The organism is Micromonospora sp. WMMA2032 (assembly GCF_002688545.1).
GTDB classification, from domain to species: Bacteria; Actinomycetota; Actinomycetes; order Mycobacteriales; family Micromonosporaceae; genus Micromonospora; species Micromonospora sediminicola.
This window is the reverse complement of the sequence record NZ_CP024052.1, coordinates 1,086,923-1,101,597: the sequence shown is the minus strand read 5'-3', so window position 1 is coordinate 1,101,597 and position 14,675 is coordinate 1,086,923. Positions and strand designations below refer to the sequence as shown.

The window sequence follows — 14,675 nt, the reverse complement described above, 5'->3', positions numbered from 1 at the left end:
AATTCGCCCCTCACTTTCCGGTGTGCCATCGTGGGCCGGCGAGAAGGGAGACGGCATGCCGGGTCCGTTGCACGGGGTGCTCGTCGCCGACTTCTCCCGGATCCTGGCCGGCCCGTACGCGACCATGCTCCTGGCCGACCTCGGCGCGGACGTGGTCAAGGTGGAGTCGCCGCACGGCGACGACACCCGGAACTGGCGTCCGCCGCTGCGCGACGACGTCTCCACCTACTACCTCGCGGTCAACCGCAACAAGCGCTCGGTGGTCCTCGACCTGACCGACCCCGACGACCTGGTGCTGGCGCACCGCCTGGCCGACCGGGCCGACGTGCTGATCCAGAACTTCCGCCCCGGCGCGCTGCGCCGCTTCGGCCTCGACCACGACACGGCCACCGCGCGCAACGCCCGCCTGGTCTACGCCTCGATCAGCGGCTTCGGCGCCGCCGGGGGCGCCGACCTGCCCGGGTACGACCTCATGGCGCAGGCCGCCGCCGGGCTGATGAGCCTCACCGGCGCCGCCGACGGCCCGCCGGTCAAGGCCGGCGTCGCGGTCCTCGACGTGATCACCGGGCTGCACGCGGCCCTCGGGATCCTGGCCGCGCTGCGCCACCGGGAGTCGACCGGACGCGGGCAGCACGTCACCGTGGACCTGCTCTCCTCGGCGCTGTCCGGGCTGGTCAACCACGCGAGCGCGCACGTCGCCGGGGGAGTGGTGCCGCACCGTATGGGCAACGCGCACCCGAGCATCGTGCCGTACGAGCCGCTGCCCACCGCCGACGGCGAGCTGGTGGTGATCGCCGCCAACGACGGCCAGTTCCGTACCCTCTGCCGGGTCCTCGGCGTGCCGGAGCTGGCGACGGACCCGCGGTTCCGGGGCAACGCCGACCGCACCGCGCACCGCGACGAGCTGCGCCCGTTGCTGGTGGCGGCGCTGTCCCGGCGGGGCAGCGCGCACTGGTTCGGCGAGCTGCGCGCGGCGGGCGTGCCGTGCAGCCCGATCAACTCGGTCGCCGAGGGGGTGGCGCTGGCCGAAGAGCTCGGGCTGGACCCGGTGGTGACGGTCGGCGGGGTGCCGGGGATCCGCCACCCGATCGGCCTGTCCGACACCCCGCCCCGCTACCACCTGCCACCACCCGGGTTGGACGCGCACGGCGCGGAGCTGCGCGCCTGGCTGTCCGGCGACTGACCGGTGACGCCCAGGTTCCGGCCGTGGGCCTCCGGCCGGCCGTCGGGGCGGCACGCCGGGTGCCGGACCGACTACGCTCGCGTCATGTCCGTCGATGCCGGCCCGGCCGCCCCGCATGCCGTCCGGTTCGCGCACCCGGGCCCGGTGGTCCGACCGGGCGCGGGGTGGACGCGGCCGTGACGGTGATCGACCAGGCGGTCTGGGACCGCTGGTACGACGACGACCGGGAGGGTCCGGGGATCACGATCCTGCTCGCCGACGCGGGACCGGTGACGGCGTTGCTGCCGGTGGTCCGCGAGGTGGTGGACCGCTCCCTCCTCGCCCCGCCGGAGGGGGTGGAGGACCCGGCGGACATCGACGAGGTCGTGCCGACGCCGGACGGCGTCTGCCTCGGCGCCGTCGACGGCGCGGAGCTGCGCCCCCGGCTCGAACCGATCGCCGCCGAGCTGGGCCGCCGGGGCGTCGCAGGCGCCCTCCTGCCCTGTCCCGTCCCGGACGCGCCACCGCCGGCCTTCTGGTGGCACGCCGACATCGTGCAGTGTCGGCTCGCCGTCGATCCCGCCCCGGAACGCGGGCTGCGCGAGGGCCTAACGGCCGCGCTGTCCTGGCTCGCCGTGACCGACTGGTCCACGGTGGAGGTGAGTATCGGCGCGGTTCCCTGGTCCCGGGCCACCGCCGACCTCGTCCTCGATCTGGTGCCGGCCGGCCTGGCCGTGTCGCCGCGGCATCCCGCCCAGATCCTGGTGGCCGACGGCGGGCGGTTCCGCCTGGTCAGGTTCGTGCCGGAGACCGGCCATCTGGTGTTCGCGGTCGGCGCCGCCGACCACCTCGGGCCGGACGTGACCGACGCGACCGCGCGGATCGTCCAGGCCCTGGAGGTCGGGGCTCCCTGGTCCCGGTACGGCTTCGCGCGCCGCGCCCGGGGCCTGCTCGACCTGGGTGGGCCGTGGCACCGGCCGGAGGACCGGCCCGGCACGCTGCCGACCGCCGTCGACGAGCGGACGTTCGAGGAGCGGGGTGTCCTCGACGTGTTCGGCGCGCAACTGGTGCCCCGGTCGTGGGGGTTGTCGTGGCCGGCGGACCGGTGGTCGGTGCGGGCCGTCGGCGACAAGGACCTGGTCGTCGCCCGTGACCCGGGGCCGTGGTGGGCGTCGCCGCGCCCCGACCCGCAGGCGCGCGCCCGGGGCCGCGCCGACGTCGCCACCCACCTGCCGCCGGACTGAACCCGTCCGCTCACCGGCGTTCCGGCGTCACCAGACCCGTCTCGTACGCGGTGATGACCAGTTGGGCGCGGTCCCGTGCGGTGCGCTTGTCCAGCAGGCGTCCGATGTGCGTCTTGACGGTGCCGACGGTCACGTTCAGCCATGGTTGACCGCGCGACGACGGTCCCACACCGTCCCGCCGCGCCGGGTAGCCTCACGAGATGAGTGAACGGGTGACGGTCGCCGTGGTCGGTGTCGGGAACAACACCTCGGCCCTCGTGCAGGGCATCAACCTGCACCGCGTGACCGGCCGCCTGGTCGGTGTCCACCGTCCTGAGGTCGCCGGCTTCGGGGTGGGGGACGTCGGGATCGTCGCGGCGTTCGCGATGTCCGAGGCGCGGGTGGGCACGGACCTGCACGAGGCGATCTTCGCGCCGCCCAACAACTTTCCCCGCCTCGACGCGGAACTCCCGCCGTCCGGCGTCCGGGTCCAACGGGGTCTCGTCGACGCGACGGAGGTCGAGCGGGTGGCCGGGGCGTTGGGCGGCGCCGAGGTCCTGCTCTACTCGGCGCCGAGCGGCCGGCCGGGCACCGCCCGCGCCTACGCCGAGGCGGCCCTGCGGGCGGGGGTGGCGTTCGTCAACACCACCTCCGACCCCGTCGCCCGTGATCCCGAGCTGCTCGACCGTTTCGCCGCCGCCGGCCTGCCCCTGGTCGGTGACGACCTGGCCAGTCAGTTCGGCACCTCCGTGGTGCACGCCGCGCTGCTGCGGCTGCTGGCGGAGCGCGGGCTCACCCTGGTCAGCTCCTACCAGGTCAACCTCGGTGGCACGGAGGACTTCCGCAACCTGGTGCAGAACGCGAACACCAAAGAGCAGTCGAAGCTCAACGCGTTGGGTTCCGACCGGGTGGAGATGGCGCCGCTGGGTTACCTGCCGCACCTCGGCTCCCGGAAGGTCGCGCATCTCAACCTCGAGGCGCGGGGCTGGGGGGAGACGGCGGTCAGTCTGGACGTGCGGCTGACGGTGGACGATCCCAGCGGGGCCGCCGGGGTGAACATCGACCTGGTCCGGATGGCGGCGGCCGCCCGGCGCTCGGGCCGCGGCGGTCAGCTCGCGGAGGCCGCGTCACTGCTCAAGTCCCCGCCCGGAACGCCGATCTGAGTCGTGTCACCGCGGCTCGACCAACCGGAACCGCTCCAGCACGGCCGGCGTGTCGTCGTCCACGGTGAACCCGGGGTCGCCGAGCCAGCCCCGATAGTCGGTGCCGTGCCAGTACGCCTCGTGCCCGGCCCGCCACTGCGCGACCGACAGGTACCCCTCACCCTCGGCGCGGGCGTGGTCGAGGTCCACGTCGCCGAGTCGGGCGACGCGGACCTCGACCAGTTCGATCACGGCCACCGGCCGGCCGGCGGAGTCGACCACCGCGTGCCGGGAGCCGGGCGACGGCAGCGGCTCGCCCTCGATCTCGTAGTCCTGGAGCAGCCCGGTGGTGCTGGTCTTGCTCCCGTCGAGCACCGCGGCGACCAGCCGGTCGCGCAGCGGGCCCGGGAAGGGCGAACTCGTACGGGGGCAGCGCGTCGTCCACGGCGGCAGCGTAGCCGGGCGCGACGTCAGCGGCGGCGCAGCGCCGGGTCGAGCAGGGCCGGCGGGGTGTCGTTCTTCTCGTGCGGCGCCAGGTCGACGCCGGGGGCGACGATCGCGTCGATCGCGTCGAGCACGTCGGGACTGAGCACGGTGTCCGCGGCGGCCAGTTGCGCGCGCAGGTGCTCGGTCGTCCGGGGACCGATGAGCGCGCCGGTCACCGCCGGGTGCGCGGTGACGAAGCCGAGGGCGAGCTGGATCAGCGTGAGGCCCGCCTCGTCGGCGACCGTGGCCAGCCGTTCCACGGCGTCCATCCGGGCCCGGTTGGCCGGGACTGCGGGGTCGAAGCGCTGCGGCATGAACGTGGACCGGTGGGTGGCGATCTCCCGGTCGGCCCGGATCGCGCCGGAGAGCCAACCGGAGGCCAGCGGGCTCCAGACCAGCACGCCGAGCCCGTACCGCTGGGTCACCGGCAGGACGTGCGCCTCGATCCCGCGTTGCAGGATCGAGTAGCTGGGCTGCTCGGTGACGTACCGGCCGAGGTGGTGCTCGCGGGCCGTCCACTGCGCCTCGACCAGGCGGTGCGCCGGATAGGTGGAGGTGCCGAAGTAGCGGATCTTGCCGGCCTGACGCAGGTCGGTCAGCGCCGACAGGGTCTCCTCGTCGTCGGTGCTCGGGTCCCAGCGGTGGATCTGGTAGAGGTCAACGTGGTCGACGCCGAGCCGGCGCAGGCTGTCCTCCAGCGCGGTGATCAGCCAGCGCCGGGAGCCGCCGCGGCGGTTGCGGTCCTCGCCCATCGGCAGGGCCGCCTTGGTCGCCAGCACCACGTCGTCGCGCCGTCCGGCGAAGGCCCGCCCGACCATCTCCTCGGAGAGTCCGTTGCCGTAGACGTCGGCGGTGTCGACGAGGTTGACGCCGGCGTCGAGCGCGGCGCCGACCAGCGCGTCGGCCTCCGCCTGCGTGGTGCCCCCGATCGGGCCGATGTTCATGGTGCCGAGCGCGAGCGTGCTGACCTGCACGCCGGTGCGGCCGAGGGTGCGGTACTGCATGGTGTTCCCTTCCGGCGGCCACGGTGGTTCGTGGCCCTGCCTGGGTGGTTCGGCCTCCCGCCTGGCATCATGGCTAGGCGGAACGTTGCTCCGGTAACGATACGGAACGCTGTTCCGCTTTGCCAACCCCGAGGAGAGGACGGACGGTGTGACCGACACCACCGGCCAGGCCCGACGGCGGTCCGACGCCCGCCGCAACGAGCAGGCCCTGCTCGACGCCGCCGCCGCGGTCTTCGTCGCGTCCGGCGTCGAGGCCCCGGTCCGTGACATCGCCGCCGCGGCCGGCGTCGGCGTCGGCACCGTCTACCGGCACTTCCCGACCCGGGCCGACCTGGTCGTGGCGGTCTACCGGCACCAGGTCGAGGCGTGCGCCGAGGCCGGGCCGACCTGCCTCGCCGAGGCGCAGAGCCCGCACGCCGCGCTGACCGGGTGGATCGACCGGTTCGTCGACCTGCTGGTCACCAAGCACGGCCTGGCCGGCGCGCTGCGCGCCGACAGCGCCCAGTTCGAGGCGTTGCACACCTACTTCGTCGACCGGCTGGTGCCCGTCTGCGCCGGCCTGCTCGACGCCGCCGCGACGGCCGGCGAGATCCGCGCGGACGTGAACGCCTACCAGCTGCTCCGCGCGGTCGGGAACCTGTGCGTCGGCGCGGACAGCGACCCCCGCTACGACGCGCGCCGGGTGGTCGGCCTGCTCCTGGACGGGCTGCGGGTCCGCGAGTGAGCCGTCGGGCTCAGCCGGCCGGTGACAGCCGCCGGTCGAGCCAGTCGAGCAGGACCGCCTCGTACTGCGGGCTCACGCTGCCCGGGTCGTCGCCCCCGCCCAGGGTGGGCGCGTGGTCACAGCCGGCCAGCCGGGCCACGGTCAGCTCCGCGTCTCGGGCCTCCCGTCGCCACACCGCGATGCTCGCCTCGATCGGGGTCCACGCGTCGGTCTGGCCATAGCAGAGCAGCACCGGGCAGGTCAGCCGGGCGAGGACCGGGGCCGGGTCGAAGTCCATGTCGGCCCATGTGCCGGGCGTCCCGGGCAGCTCGTCGGGCAGGAACGCCAGCGGGAACCAGGGTCGTCGCACGGCGTCGTCCAGCTCCGCCTGCGCCACCGGCCGGGGCACGTCGCCGCGCAGGAAGCCCTCGGCGACCTCGCGCAGCCGGGTCAGCTCGGCCACGTCGGCCGGGCCGTAGCCGTGCCGGCGCAACTGCTCGGCGGTGCCGTAGCGCATCTGCGCGGCCGGGCTGACCCCGCTGCACCCGACCAGGACCAGGAAGTCCACCGGGTCTCGGGTGGCGGTCACCGCCGCCGCCCACGCGCCCTGGCTGAACCCCCAGATGCCGACCGGGACCGCCCCGACGTGCCGGCGCACCTCCGCCAGGGCGGCCGCCGCGTCCTCGGCCTGGTCGGCCAGCGGCACGTCGTGCCCGTCGACGCGGGGGCGGCGGTCGTAGCGCAGCACCGCGACGCCGGCCGGGGGCAGCAGCCGGGCCAGGTGCGCGTAGAGGAAATAGGACCGCTGGTCGGCGTGCGAGCCGTGCAGCACCACCAGGCCGCCCCGGACCGGCCCGGCCGGCAGGTCGAGCACGGCCGGCAGGCCGAGAGCTCCGACGGTCGCCTCCATGCCGGGCAGTCAACCACGCCGCGCCGGTCCCGGCCGCCCCGTGCCGCCGGGTGCGTCGCACCGCGGCCTGCGTACGCTGGCCCGGTACGCCGCCGCGACCGTGGAGACCAGCGATGACCAGCCCCGCACCCCGTGCCGTCCGGGTCGCCGGACCCGCCGACGTCGCCGCGCTCGTCGACCTGATCGAGTCGGCCTACCGCGGCGAGCGCGCCCGGGCGGGCTGGACCCACGAGGCGGACCTGCTCGACGGGCAGCGCACCGACCCGGAGATGGTGTCCGCCGCGGTGACCGCCCCGGACGGCGTGGTCCTGGTCCTGACCGAGCAGGACGCCCCGGTCGCCTGCTGTCAGCTGGAACGCCGTGACGACCACGTCTACTTCGGCATGTTCGCGGTGTCGCCGGGACGGCAGGGCGGCGGGCTGGGCCGGGAGCTGCTGGCCGAGGCGGAGCGGTACGCCCGGGAGCAGTGGCACGCCGGCGAGATGCGGATGACCGTCATCGTCCAGCGCGACGACCTGATCGCCTGGTACGAGCGGCGCGGCTACACCCGCACCGGCGAGCGGAGCCCGTTCCCCTACGGCGACGAGCGTTTCGGCCTGCCGCGCCGGCCGGACCTGGCGTTCGAGACGCTGCGCAAGAAGCTCGGCTGACTCACCCCGGCCGGTCGACGAGCGCGACCAGCTTCCTCGGCGCCAGCACGCAGTAGCTCTCGGTGAGCAGTTCGGCGACCTCGGTCCAGTCGGTCGCGTCGTCGAGCGCCATCCCGACCACGTCGGCGCCCCAGCCGGGTGAGTAGAAGGGCAGGCCGGCCGCCAGCAGCCCGGCGATCTCGTCGCCGGGAGAGCGGAACGTCAGCACGCAGAGCGGATCGTCACCCGTCGCGGCCCGGTCGGTGGCCGTCTGGTGGTCGGGGCCGACGGTGCGCACGTGGGCGAACGTGCGCGACCGGATCCGCCAGCGGGTGCCCACCCAGGCCGGCTCCTCGTAGGTTTCCGGCAGGCCGAGGCAGACCGGCCGCAGGCGGTCGAGGTATGCGGACGGTACGTCTCCGGGGCCGCTCATGCGCGCAGGTTAACGGCCCCCACCGACAGACCGGACGGCCGGCGCGGCGGCCTTGCCGCCGCCCGTCCGCACGCCGATTGTCGTACCCGGGGAGTACGACAGCGATGAGTTTCGGCACGGCGCACGGTCAGACCCTGGAGAACGGTCGAACGGAGGCGAAGACGTGACCACCACACGGGTACTTGTCGGCACGCGCAAGGGCGCGTTCATCCTGACGTCGGACGGTCGGCGCGACGACTGGACGGTGGACGGCCCCCACTTCGGTGGCTGGGAGATCTACCATCTGACCGGCTCGCCGGTCGAGCCGGACCGGCTCTACGCGTCCCAGTCCGGCGGCTGGTTCGGGCAGCTGATCCAGCGCTCGGACGACGGCGGCCGGTCCTGGAACACGGTCGGCAACGACTTCGCCTACAGCGGCGAGGTCGGGCAGCACCTCTGGTTCGACGGCACTCCCCGGCCGTGGGAGTTCAAGCGGATCTGGCATCTCGAGCCCTCCCGTCACGACCCCGAGACGGTCTACGCCGGCGGCGAGGACGCCGCCCTCTACGTCTCCACCGACGGCGGGCAGAAGTGGTCGGAGCTGACCGCCCTGCGCCAGCACCCGACCGGCCCCTCCTGGCAGCCCGGCGCGGGCGGGATGTGCCTGCACACGATCCTGCTCGACCCGGCCGACCGCGACCGGATCTACGTCGCGATCTCCGCCGCGGGCGCGTTCCGCAGCGACGACGGCGGCGCGAGCTGGCTGCCGATCAACAAGGGCCTGCGCTCGGGGGAGATCCCCGACGGCGACGCCGAGGTCGGCCACTGCGTGCACCGCCTCGCCCAGCACCCGTCCCGGCCGGACACGCTGTTCATGCAGAAGCACTGGGACGTCATGCGCACCGACGACGCCGGCGCGAGCTGGCGCGAGGTCAGCGGCGACCTGCCCACGGACTTCGGCTTCCCGATCGCGGTGCACGCCCACGAGCCGGAGACGATTTACGTGGTGCCGATCACCAGCGACTCGCTGCACTACCCGCCGGAGGGCAAGCTGCGCGTCTACCGCAGCCGCACCGGCGGCGAGCACTGGGAGCCGTTGACCGAGGGCCTGCCGCAGTCGCACTGCTACGTCAACGTGCTGCGTGACGCCATGGCGGTCGACACCCTCGACCCGTGCGGGATCTACTTCGGCACCACCGGTGGTCAGGTCTACCACTCGGCCGACGCCGGTGACACCTGGGCGCCGATCGTGCGGGACCTGCCGGCGGTGCTCTCCGTCGAGGTCCAGGTGCTGCCGTGATCCGGGTGGTGCTGCCCGCCCACCTGAAGAACCTGGCGCACGTCACCGGCGAGGTACGCGTCGAGGTGGCCGGCCCGCCCACCCAGCGGGAGGTGCTGGACGCGCTGGAGACCGCGTACCCGATGCTGCTGGGCACGATCCGCGACCGGCACAGCGGCGAGCGTCGTCCGTTCGTCCGCTTCTACGCCTGCGAGCTGGACCTGTCCCACGAGCCGCCGGACGCGCCGCTGCCCGAGGAGGTGGTCGCCGGCAAGGAGCCGTTCATCGTGCTCGGCGCGATGGCCGGCGGCTGAACCGCGCCGGCGCGGGAACCGCGCCCGGTGTGGCGACGTCTGACGAGTCATGACCTGTGGGAGAACCCGAGCCATCGGATGGGCGGTGGTCGCCGCGCTGACCCTCGCCGGCTGCACCGGGCCCGCGCCCGCTCCGCCCCCGCCGCGGGACCGGGTGCTGCCGGCCGGCGGGCTGCGGCTGGTCGCCTTCGACTCCTGTGCCGAGGCGCTGCGGCAGCTCCGCACCGCGGCGAAGGCCGTGGTCGGCCCGTGGGGCCTCGACCCGTTCGGCCGTGCGGTGCCGATGGCCGCGGCGGAGCGGGCCGACGGGGCCGTGACGAAGCAGGCCCCGGCGGCGGGCGCGGGCGGCTACTCGGGCACCACCGTGCACGAGGCCGGCGTGGACGAGCCGGACCTGGTCAAGACCGACGGACGACGCATCGTCACGCTCGGGCGCGGTGTGCTGTCCGTGGTCGACCCGGTGAGCCGCCGGCTGACCGGCCGGCTCGTTCTCGACCGCACCACCGAACGGTTCGCCCGCGCCGACGGCGATCTGCTGCTGCACGGCGACCGCGCGCTCGTGCTGCTGCGCGCCCCGTGGGTCACCAAGCCGGCCGTGGACCGGGCGCGTCCTGGCCCGGCCGAGGTGGGTCGGCCGCGCCTGGTGCTGGTCGACCTGGCCGGCGCGCCGAGGATCGTCGCCGAGTACCGGATCGACGGCAGCCTGGTCGACGCGCGGCAGGTCGGCGCGACCGCCCGCGTCGTGATCCGGTCGACGCCGCGACTGACGTTCCCGCAGCCGCGCAAGGGCACCGACGCGCAGCGCACCGCCGCCAACCGCGCCGTCGTCGACCGGGCCACGATCGACGACTGGCTGCCCCGGTACGAGGTCCGCGAGGGCGGCCGCACCACCACCGGGCAGGTCGGCTGCGACCGGGTCAGCCGGCCGCCCCGGTTCTCCGGGGCCTCCTTGGTGACCGTGCTCAGCTTCGACCTCGGCGCGGACGCCCTCGGCACGGGCGATCCGGTGACAGTGGTCGCCGACGGTGACACCGTCTACGGCACCGGCCCGCGCCTCTACGTGGTCAACGACCAGCGCTGGCGGGCGCGCGACGGCGGGTCCGGGTCGACCGGCACGGAGATCTTCCAGTTCGACACCTCCGCGGGCACCCCGCGCTACGTCGCCGCCGGCTCCGTGCCGGGCTTCTTGATCAACCAGTACGCCCTGTCGGAGTGGAACGGTCACCTGCGGGTGGCGACCACCACCGGCGATGTCTGGGGCGGCGGTAGCCGCTCCGAGTCGGGCGTGTACGTGCTGCGCGCCGACGGTCCGGCGTTGACCCGGGTCGGCCAGGTCACCGGGCTGGGCCGGGGCGAGCGGATCCACTCCGTCCGGTTCCTCGGTGACACCGGTTACGTGGTGACGTTCCGGCAGGTCGATCCGCTGTACACGGTGGACCTGCGCGATCCGGCCGCGCCCCGGGTGACCGGCGAGTTGAAGATCACCGGCTACTCGTCGTACCTGCACCCGGCCGGGGACGGTCGGCTGCTGGGGGTCGGGCAGGAGGCGTCCGCCCGGGGTCAGGTCCAGGGCACGCAGGTGTCCCTCTTCGACGTGGCCGACCCGACCCATTCGTCCCGGATCGCCCAGCACCACGTCGCGGGGGCTGGTCCGAGGTGGAGTCCGACCCGCACGCCTTCCTCTACTGGGCGCCGGAGCGCCTGGTGGCCGTCCCGGTGGGCCGACCCGGCGTGGCGACCGACCGGGCCGGCGCCGAGGGCGGCAAGGGCCGGCCGAGCCACGGCGTGCTGGTGCTACGGGTCACCGACACCGGGTTCACCGTGGCCGGCACGGTCGAGCATCCGACGTCCCTGCGCGACGGCGGGGAGTGGACGCCGATCCGCCGGTCGCTGGTGGTCGACGGGGTGTTGTGGACGGTGTCCGACGCCGGGTTGAAGGCGACCGCCCTGTCCGGCATGACGCCGCTGGCCTGGGTGCCGACGGACTGACCCGGGTCGGCCGCCCGGGTAATCGAGTGGTCCGGCCCGGACGCGCCGGGCAGCATGGCCTCCATGCGTAGGCGACTGCGGCGGTTGTGGATCGACGGGCGGATGTTCACCTGGCGTGCGGAGATCCGGCACGTGCCGGGCAGCGGTGACTGCCACCGGTGCATCCGGCTGCGGGTGTGGGGCGCCGGCAAGACCGGCGAGGCGCTCCAGGCCGATCTGTTGTCCACCGCCTGGGGCACACCGTGGTCCGCGTGCGCGACCGACGGCGCCTACCCGACGCCGGCCGACGTGCGCGCCGTCGTCGGTTACGCCCTGCGCAACGGCTGGCGGCCCGACCGTCGTGGCGGCACGTTCGTGCTCGCCGAGCGGGAACACGCCTCCCGGTTCCGGTGGCCCGACTTCCTGCTCACCGACCGGCTTCGCGGCCTCGGCGGAGGCGATCCCACACGGCGCGTCGCAGAGGCGCAGCCCGCCCCGGCGGCCGGTTGACCGGCGGCGGCCGGCCCCGGTCAGGCGACCGGGACGGGCGCGTCCAGCCAACGGCGCACCATCGCCAGGTCCGCCTCGGTCAGCCCGGTGGACGGGTCGACCCGGTGGGCCAGTGCCCGTGCCCGGTGGTGGCGTGCGATCCACCGTCGGTCCGCGTCGGTGATCTCGTCGTCGAGCCACACGAACGGCCGTCCGGCCGCCCACCGTACGAGGTGGGTGGTCTTCCAGTGCGGCCCACCGACCGGCTGCTCGTCGTCGTCCGGCCACGTCACGACGGGGAGCGCCGGGAGGCCGAGCCGGGGCGCGAGGACCTCGTTCGCGTCGTGCAGCCAGGTGGTCGCCCAGACCAGGCGGCAGCCCAGCGCCGTCAACCGGTCCCCGTCGTCGGGGTCGAGCCGGTGCAGGAGCGGGTTGCCGTGGTCCGGTCCCGTCGGCGTCAGGGGCCGGTCGCCCGGCCGGTCGGCGAACGGGATGAGGGTGCCGTCGACGTCCAGGAAGAGAAGGCAGCGTCCCGGATCCACTCCGGAACCGTACCGTCGCGGTGAGAACGAGTGGTCACCTGAGACCGATATACCGCTGAGTCATGATTATGACCCAGCGGTATATCGGTGCTAAGTGCTGGTGCCCCGACGCGTCATCACGGACAGTGACACGGTTGCCCCGAGCGGAGCGATCTAGCGCACGTGGCGCAGCGCGGCGTCCACGGTGTCCTCGGGCGTGCTGTTGAAGGCGATCGCTGCGCCCGGAGCGTGTCGCCGGATCAGGTTGACGACCCGCTCGAAGAAGCCGAGCAGCGGCTCGTGCTTGCGGATGCCGCCGCCGACCACCACGCAGGCGTACTCCGTGCGGGTCAGCGCCGCCACGATCGTCTGCTCGCCCTCCGCGTCGGCCGCCGTCAGGCACAGGTCCGCCTCGATCCCGTGCTCCGCGAACCGGGCGTGGCCGCGTGCGATCGCGGCCAGGACCGGCTCCGGGTCCCAGTCCGGGAAGCGGGTGGGGTCGAGACCGATGACGAGCACCGGGCCGTGTGCCATGCGTCCTCCTCCGGCCGAGGGGTCCGGCGCCACCCGGATCCTGCCCTCATCACACACCGTCGAGCGGCGCCCGACCAGCCCGACCGATCCGACCAGCCCGTCCGGCGGCGGAGGCGGGCAGGCCGGCCACCCAGCGGTCCAGGGCCGCCGGGTCGCGGAACAGCAGCACCGGCGGCCCGGCCGGGTCGGCGTGCCAGGCACGCATCCGCCGCCGGGCACGGCCGAACGCGGCGACGTGCCACACCAGGACCGAGTCGCGGGACACCACGCTGCGCAGCGACTCCCGGTTGCCGTTGCAGATCTCCTCCCCGCTGACCAGGCGGCGGGCGGTGCGGCGCAGCAGCCGCCAGAAGGAGAGCCGGCGCGGGTAGTCCAGGCCGACGACCAGGTCGGCGCGGGCCAGCACGACGTCCCGCCAGCCGTGGTACGCCCCGTCGAGGATCCAGCGGTCGCGCCGGCAGACCGCCTCGATCCGGCGGCGCTGCTCGTCGACCGGCACCTCCACCCAACCGGGCTGCCACAGCAGGTCGTCCACCGGGCACCACGGCAGGTCGAGGCGCTCGGCCAGCCGCTGCGCCAGTGTCGACTTGCCGGCGCCGTAGACACCGTAGACGAGTATGCGAGCCGGTGTCGTCACCGACGCAGCCTACGTCGTCGTCACCGTCGCGCGTCGGCGGCGAACGGACCGCCGGGGCCGAACGCCAGCGCGGCGAAGCGCTCGCCGATCCGGCGGTCCGCGACCGGGTCGGGGTGCAGGTCGTCGGGCAGGGGCAGCTCGGCGAAGTCCGCCTCGCCGTAGAGGTCCAGCCCGTTCAGGTAGTGCAGGTGCGGGTCCTCGGCGGCCCGGGTCGCGACGATCCGGGCCAGTTCGGCGCGGATGACCCGCAGGGTGAGTTTGCCCGCGGTCTGTTCGGCCGGGTCACCGGTGGCGCGGAACCGCAGCGTGCCGGTGCTGAGGTCGGCGGCGCCCGGGCCGGGGGTGTCCTCCTGGATCGGGCAGAGGATGGACGACACGACGAGCAGCGGGGTGTCCGGGTGCCCGTCGCGCAGCGTGTCGAGGAAGCCGTGCACCGCGGGGGTGAACGCGCGCAACCGCATCACGTCGCTGTTCACCAGGTTGATGCCGATCTTCACGCTGATCAGGTCCGCCGGGGTGTCCCGCATGGCCCGGGCGGTGAACGGGTCGAGCAGCGCGCTGCCGCTGAAGCCGAGGTTGACCAGTTCCACCCCGGCCAGGCCGGCGGCGATCGCCGGCCAGGTGCCGGTCGGGCTCTCCGCGTCCGAGCCGTGGCTGATCGAGCTGCCGTGGTGCAGCCACACCCCCCGGCCCCGGTCGCCGACGGTCTCCACCGGCGCGTCGGTGCGCAGCGCCACCAACTCGGTGATCTCGCGCTGCGGCAGCCAGATCTCGACGTCCTTGTCGGTGGCGGGCAGGTCGGTGAAGCGGACGGTGCCGACCGGACCGGGCTCGGTGGTCGCCGTGCCGGTGGTCAGGTCGATGGTGAGCACCTTGCCGCCGTCGGCCGTGGCCTGCCCGGTCAGGCGCCCGTCGACCAGCAGGTCGTAGCGGCCGTCGGGACGCGGCGGGGTGCCGCGGTAGACCATCTTGGTGGGAAGCACGTCCAGCTCCACGGCGGTGGCGCGGCTGCGGAACACCAGCCGTACGCCGGAGGGCATCGCCTCGGCCATCGCCACCTGCGGGTCGGTGTTGCGGGCCCGGGCCGGCGCGGGCAGCCGGTGCGGCAGCACGCCGTGCGCGGTGCGTTCCAGGTCGAGTGCCCCGCGCAGCAGGTCGGTGGTGATGGGCGTGGTGATCCAGGGGTGGGCGGACGTCATGATCAGATCCTGCCCCGTTCCGGGCCCCGCGGCCACCTGATTCGTCCGACAGGCCCGACTCGT

Annotated in this window: 15 protein-coding genes and 3 pseudogenes; 9 read left to right on the top strand and 9 right to left on the bottom strand. The window is 74.4% G+C overall.

Annotated elements, in window-relative coordinates:
- Positions 1-55: 55 nt before the first annotated feature.
- Complete coding sequence (locus CO540_RS05080) at positions 56-1,183, top strand: CaiB/BaiF CoA-transferase family protein (RefSeq protein ID WP_099161120.1); 1,128 nt, start codon at positions 56-58, stop codon at positions 1,181-1,183.
- Positions 1,184-1,359: 176 nt separating this feature from the next.
- Positions 1,360-2,406 (top strand): hypothetical protein, encoded by a 1,047-nt coding sequence (locus CO540_RS05075; protein WP_157779054.1) that lies wholly within the window; start codon positions 1,360-1,362, stop codon positions 2,404-2,406.
- 10 nt (positions 2,407-2,416) lie between these two features.
- Here the strand turns inward: CO540_RS05075 and CO540_RS05070 are convergent.
- A pseudogene (locus CO540_RS05070) lies at positions 2,417-2,545 on the bottom strand (DNA-binding response regulator); the annotation flags it as partial.
- Positions 2,546-2,606: 61 nt separating this feature from the next.
- On the opposite strand from CO540_RS05070, the gene CO540_RS05065 reads away from it, so the two are divergent.
- A complete protein-coding gene (locus CO540_RS05065; protein ID WP_099161118.1) occupies positions 2,607-3,548 on the top strand; it encodes an inositol-3-phosphate synthase in 942 nt (313 codons plus the stop codon).
- Positions 3,549-3,554: 6 nt separating this feature from the next.
- Here CO540_RS05065 and CO540_RS05060 read toward each other — a convergent pair.
- Both CO540_RS05060 and CO540_RS05055 read right to left on the bottom strand, forming a co-directional pair.
- A pseudogene (locus CO540_RS05060) lies at positions 3,555-3,972 on the bottom strand (ASCH domain-containing protein).
- Between the two features lie 25 nt (positions 3,973-3,997).
- A complete protein-coding gene (locus CO540_RS05055) occupies positions 3,998-5,017 on the bottom strand; it encodes an aldo/keto reductase (protein WP_099161117.1) in 1,020 nt (339 codons plus the stop codon).
- Positions 5,018-5,165: 148 nt separating this feature from the next.
- Here CO540_RS05055 and CO540_RS05050 point away from each other — a divergent pair, with 148 nt between their 5' ends.
- The gene (locus CO540_RS05050; RefSeq protein ID WP_099161116.1) at positions 5,166-5,741 is read left to right on the top strand and encodes a TetR/AcrR family transcriptional regulator; all 576 of its coding nucleotides are present in this window, start codon (positions 5,166-5,168) and stop codon (positions 5,739-5,741) included.
- Between the two features lie 10 nt (positions 5,742-5,751).
- On the opposite strand, the gene CO540_RS05045 is transcribed toward CO540_RS05050, so the two are convergent.
- Positions 5,752-6,630 (bottom strand): S9 family peptidase, encoded by an 879-nt coding sequence (locus tag CO540_RS05045; protein ID WP_099161115.1) that lies wholly within the window; start codon positions 6,628-6,630, stop codon positions 5,752-5,754.
- Positions 6,631-6,743: 113 nt separating this feature from the next.
- On the opposite strand from CO540_RS05045, the gene CO540_RS05040 reads away from it, so the two are divergent.
- Entirely contained in the window at positions 6,744-7,280 is a 537-nt protein-coding gene (locus tag CO540_RS05040; protein ID WP_099161114.1) for a GNAT family N-acetyltransferase, read from the top strand.
- Between the two features lies 1 nt (position 7,281).
- On the opposite strand, the gene CO540_RS05035 is transcribed toward CO540_RS05040, so the two are convergent.
- Complete coding sequence (locus CO540_RS05035; protein WP_099161113.1) at positions 7,282-7,692, bottom strand: MmcQ/YjbR family DNA-binding protein; 411 nt, start codon at positions 7,690-7,692, stop codon at positions 7,282-7,284.
- Positions 7,693-7,855: 163 nt separating this feature from the next.
- Here CO540_RS05035 and CO540_RS05030 point away from each other — a divergent pair, with 163 nt between their 5' ends.
- The 4 genes and pseudogenes from CO540_RS05030 to CO540_RS05015 all read left to right on the top strand — a co-directional run bounded on the left by CO540_RS05030 (position 7,856) and on the right by CO540_RS05015 (position 11,742).
- Positions 7,856-8,971, top strand: a complete 1,116-nt coding sequence (locus CO540_RS05030) for a sialidase family protein (protein ID WP_099161112.1) — start codon at positions 7,856-7,858, stop codon at positions 8,969-8,971.
- A complete protein-coding gene (locus tag CO540_RS05025; protein ID WP_099161111.1) occupies positions 8,968-9,264 on the top strand; it encodes a MoaD/ThiS family protein in 297 nt (98 codons plus the stop codon). The genes CO540_RS05030 and CO540_RS05025 overlap by 4 nt, the downstream gene beginning before the upstream one ends.
- A gap of 49 nt (positions 9,265-9,313) precedes the next feature.
- Positions 9,314-11,253 (top strand): annotated as a pseudogene (locus CO540_RS05020) (beta-propeller domain-containing protein).
- A 63-nt stretch (positions 11,254-11,316) separates the two neighbouring features.
- A complete protein-coding gene (locus CO540_RS05015) occupies positions 11,317-11,742 on the top strand; it encodes an integrase (protein WP_099164595.1) in 426 nt (141 codons plus the stop codon).
- A 20-nt stretch (positions 11,743-11,762) separates the two neighbouring features.
- Here the strand turns inward: CO540_RS05015 and CO540_RS05010 are convergent, their stop codons facing one another.
- The 4 genes from CO540_RS05010 to CO540_RS04995 all read right to left on the bottom strand — a co-directional run bounded on the left by CO540_RS05010 (position 11,763) and on the right by CO540_RS04995 (position 14,612).
- Positions 11,763-12,263 carry an HAD domain-containing protein gene (locus CO540_RS05010; protein WP_099161110.1) on the bottom strand — a complete coding sequence of 167 codons (501 nt, stop codon included), beginning with the start codon at positions 12,261-12,263 and terminating at the stop codon, positions 11,763-11,765.
- Between the two features lie 153 nt (positions 12,264-12,416).
- Positions 12,417-12,776 (bottom strand): hypothetical protein, encoded by a 360-nt coding sequence (locus CO540_RS05005; protein WP_099161109.1) that lies wholly within the window; start codon positions 12,774-12,776, stop codon positions 12,417-12,419.
- 49 nt (positions 12,777-12,825) lie between these two features.
- Positions 12,826-13,413 (bottom strand): adenylate kinase, encoded by a 588-nt coding sequence (locus CO540_RS05000; RefSeq protein WP_253866474.1) that lies wholly within the window; start codon positions 13,411-13,413, stop codon positions 12,826-12,828.
- A gap of 20 nt (positions 13,414-13,433) precedes the next feature.
- Entirely contained in the window at positions 13,434-14,612 is a 1,179-nt protein-coding gene (locus CO540_RS04995) for an SGNH/GDSL hydrolase family protein (RefSeq protein ID WP_099161108.1), read from the bottom strand.
- Positions 14,613-14,675: the final 63 nt, after the last annotated feature.

Bases quoted from the DNA above. Each gene is read 5' to 3' on its own strand.
- CO540_RS05080 (WP_099161120.1), top strand. From the start codon at position 56: ATGCCGGGTCCGTTGCACGGGGTGCTCGTCGCCGACTTCTCCCGGATC.
- CO540_RS05065 (WP_099161118.1), top strand. From the start codon at position 2,607: ATGAGTGAACGGGTGACGGTCGCCGTGGTCGGTGTCGGGAACAACACC.
- CO540_RS05055 (WP_099161117.1), bottom strand. From the start codon at position 5,017: ATGCAGTACCGCACCCTCGGCCGCACCGGCGTGCAGGTCAGCACGCTC.
- CO540_RS05045 (WP_099161115.1), bottom strand. From the start codon at position 6,630: ATGGAGGCGACCGTCGGAGCTCTCGGCCTGCCGGCCGTGCTCGACCTG.
- CO540_RS05040 (WP_099161114.1), top strand. From the start codon at position 6,744: ATGACCAGCCCCGCACCCCGTGCCGTCCGGGTCGCCGGACCCGCCGAC.
- CO540_RS05035 (WP_099161113.1), bottom strand. From the start codon at position 7,692: ATGAGCGGCCCCGGAGACGTACCGTCCGCATACCTCGACCGCCTGCGG.
- CO540_RS05015 (WP_099164595.1), top strand. From the start codon at position 11,317: ATGCGTAGGCGACTGCGGCGGTTGTGGATCGACGGGCGGATGTTCACC.
- CO540_RS05005 (WP_099161109.1), bottom strand. From the start codon at position 12,776: ATGGCACACGGCCCGGTGCTCGTCATCGGTCTCGACCCCACCCGCTTC.
- CO540_RS04995 (WP_099161108.1), bottom strand. From the start codon at position 14,612: ATGACGTCCGCCCACCCCTGGATCACCACGCCCATCACCACCGACCTG.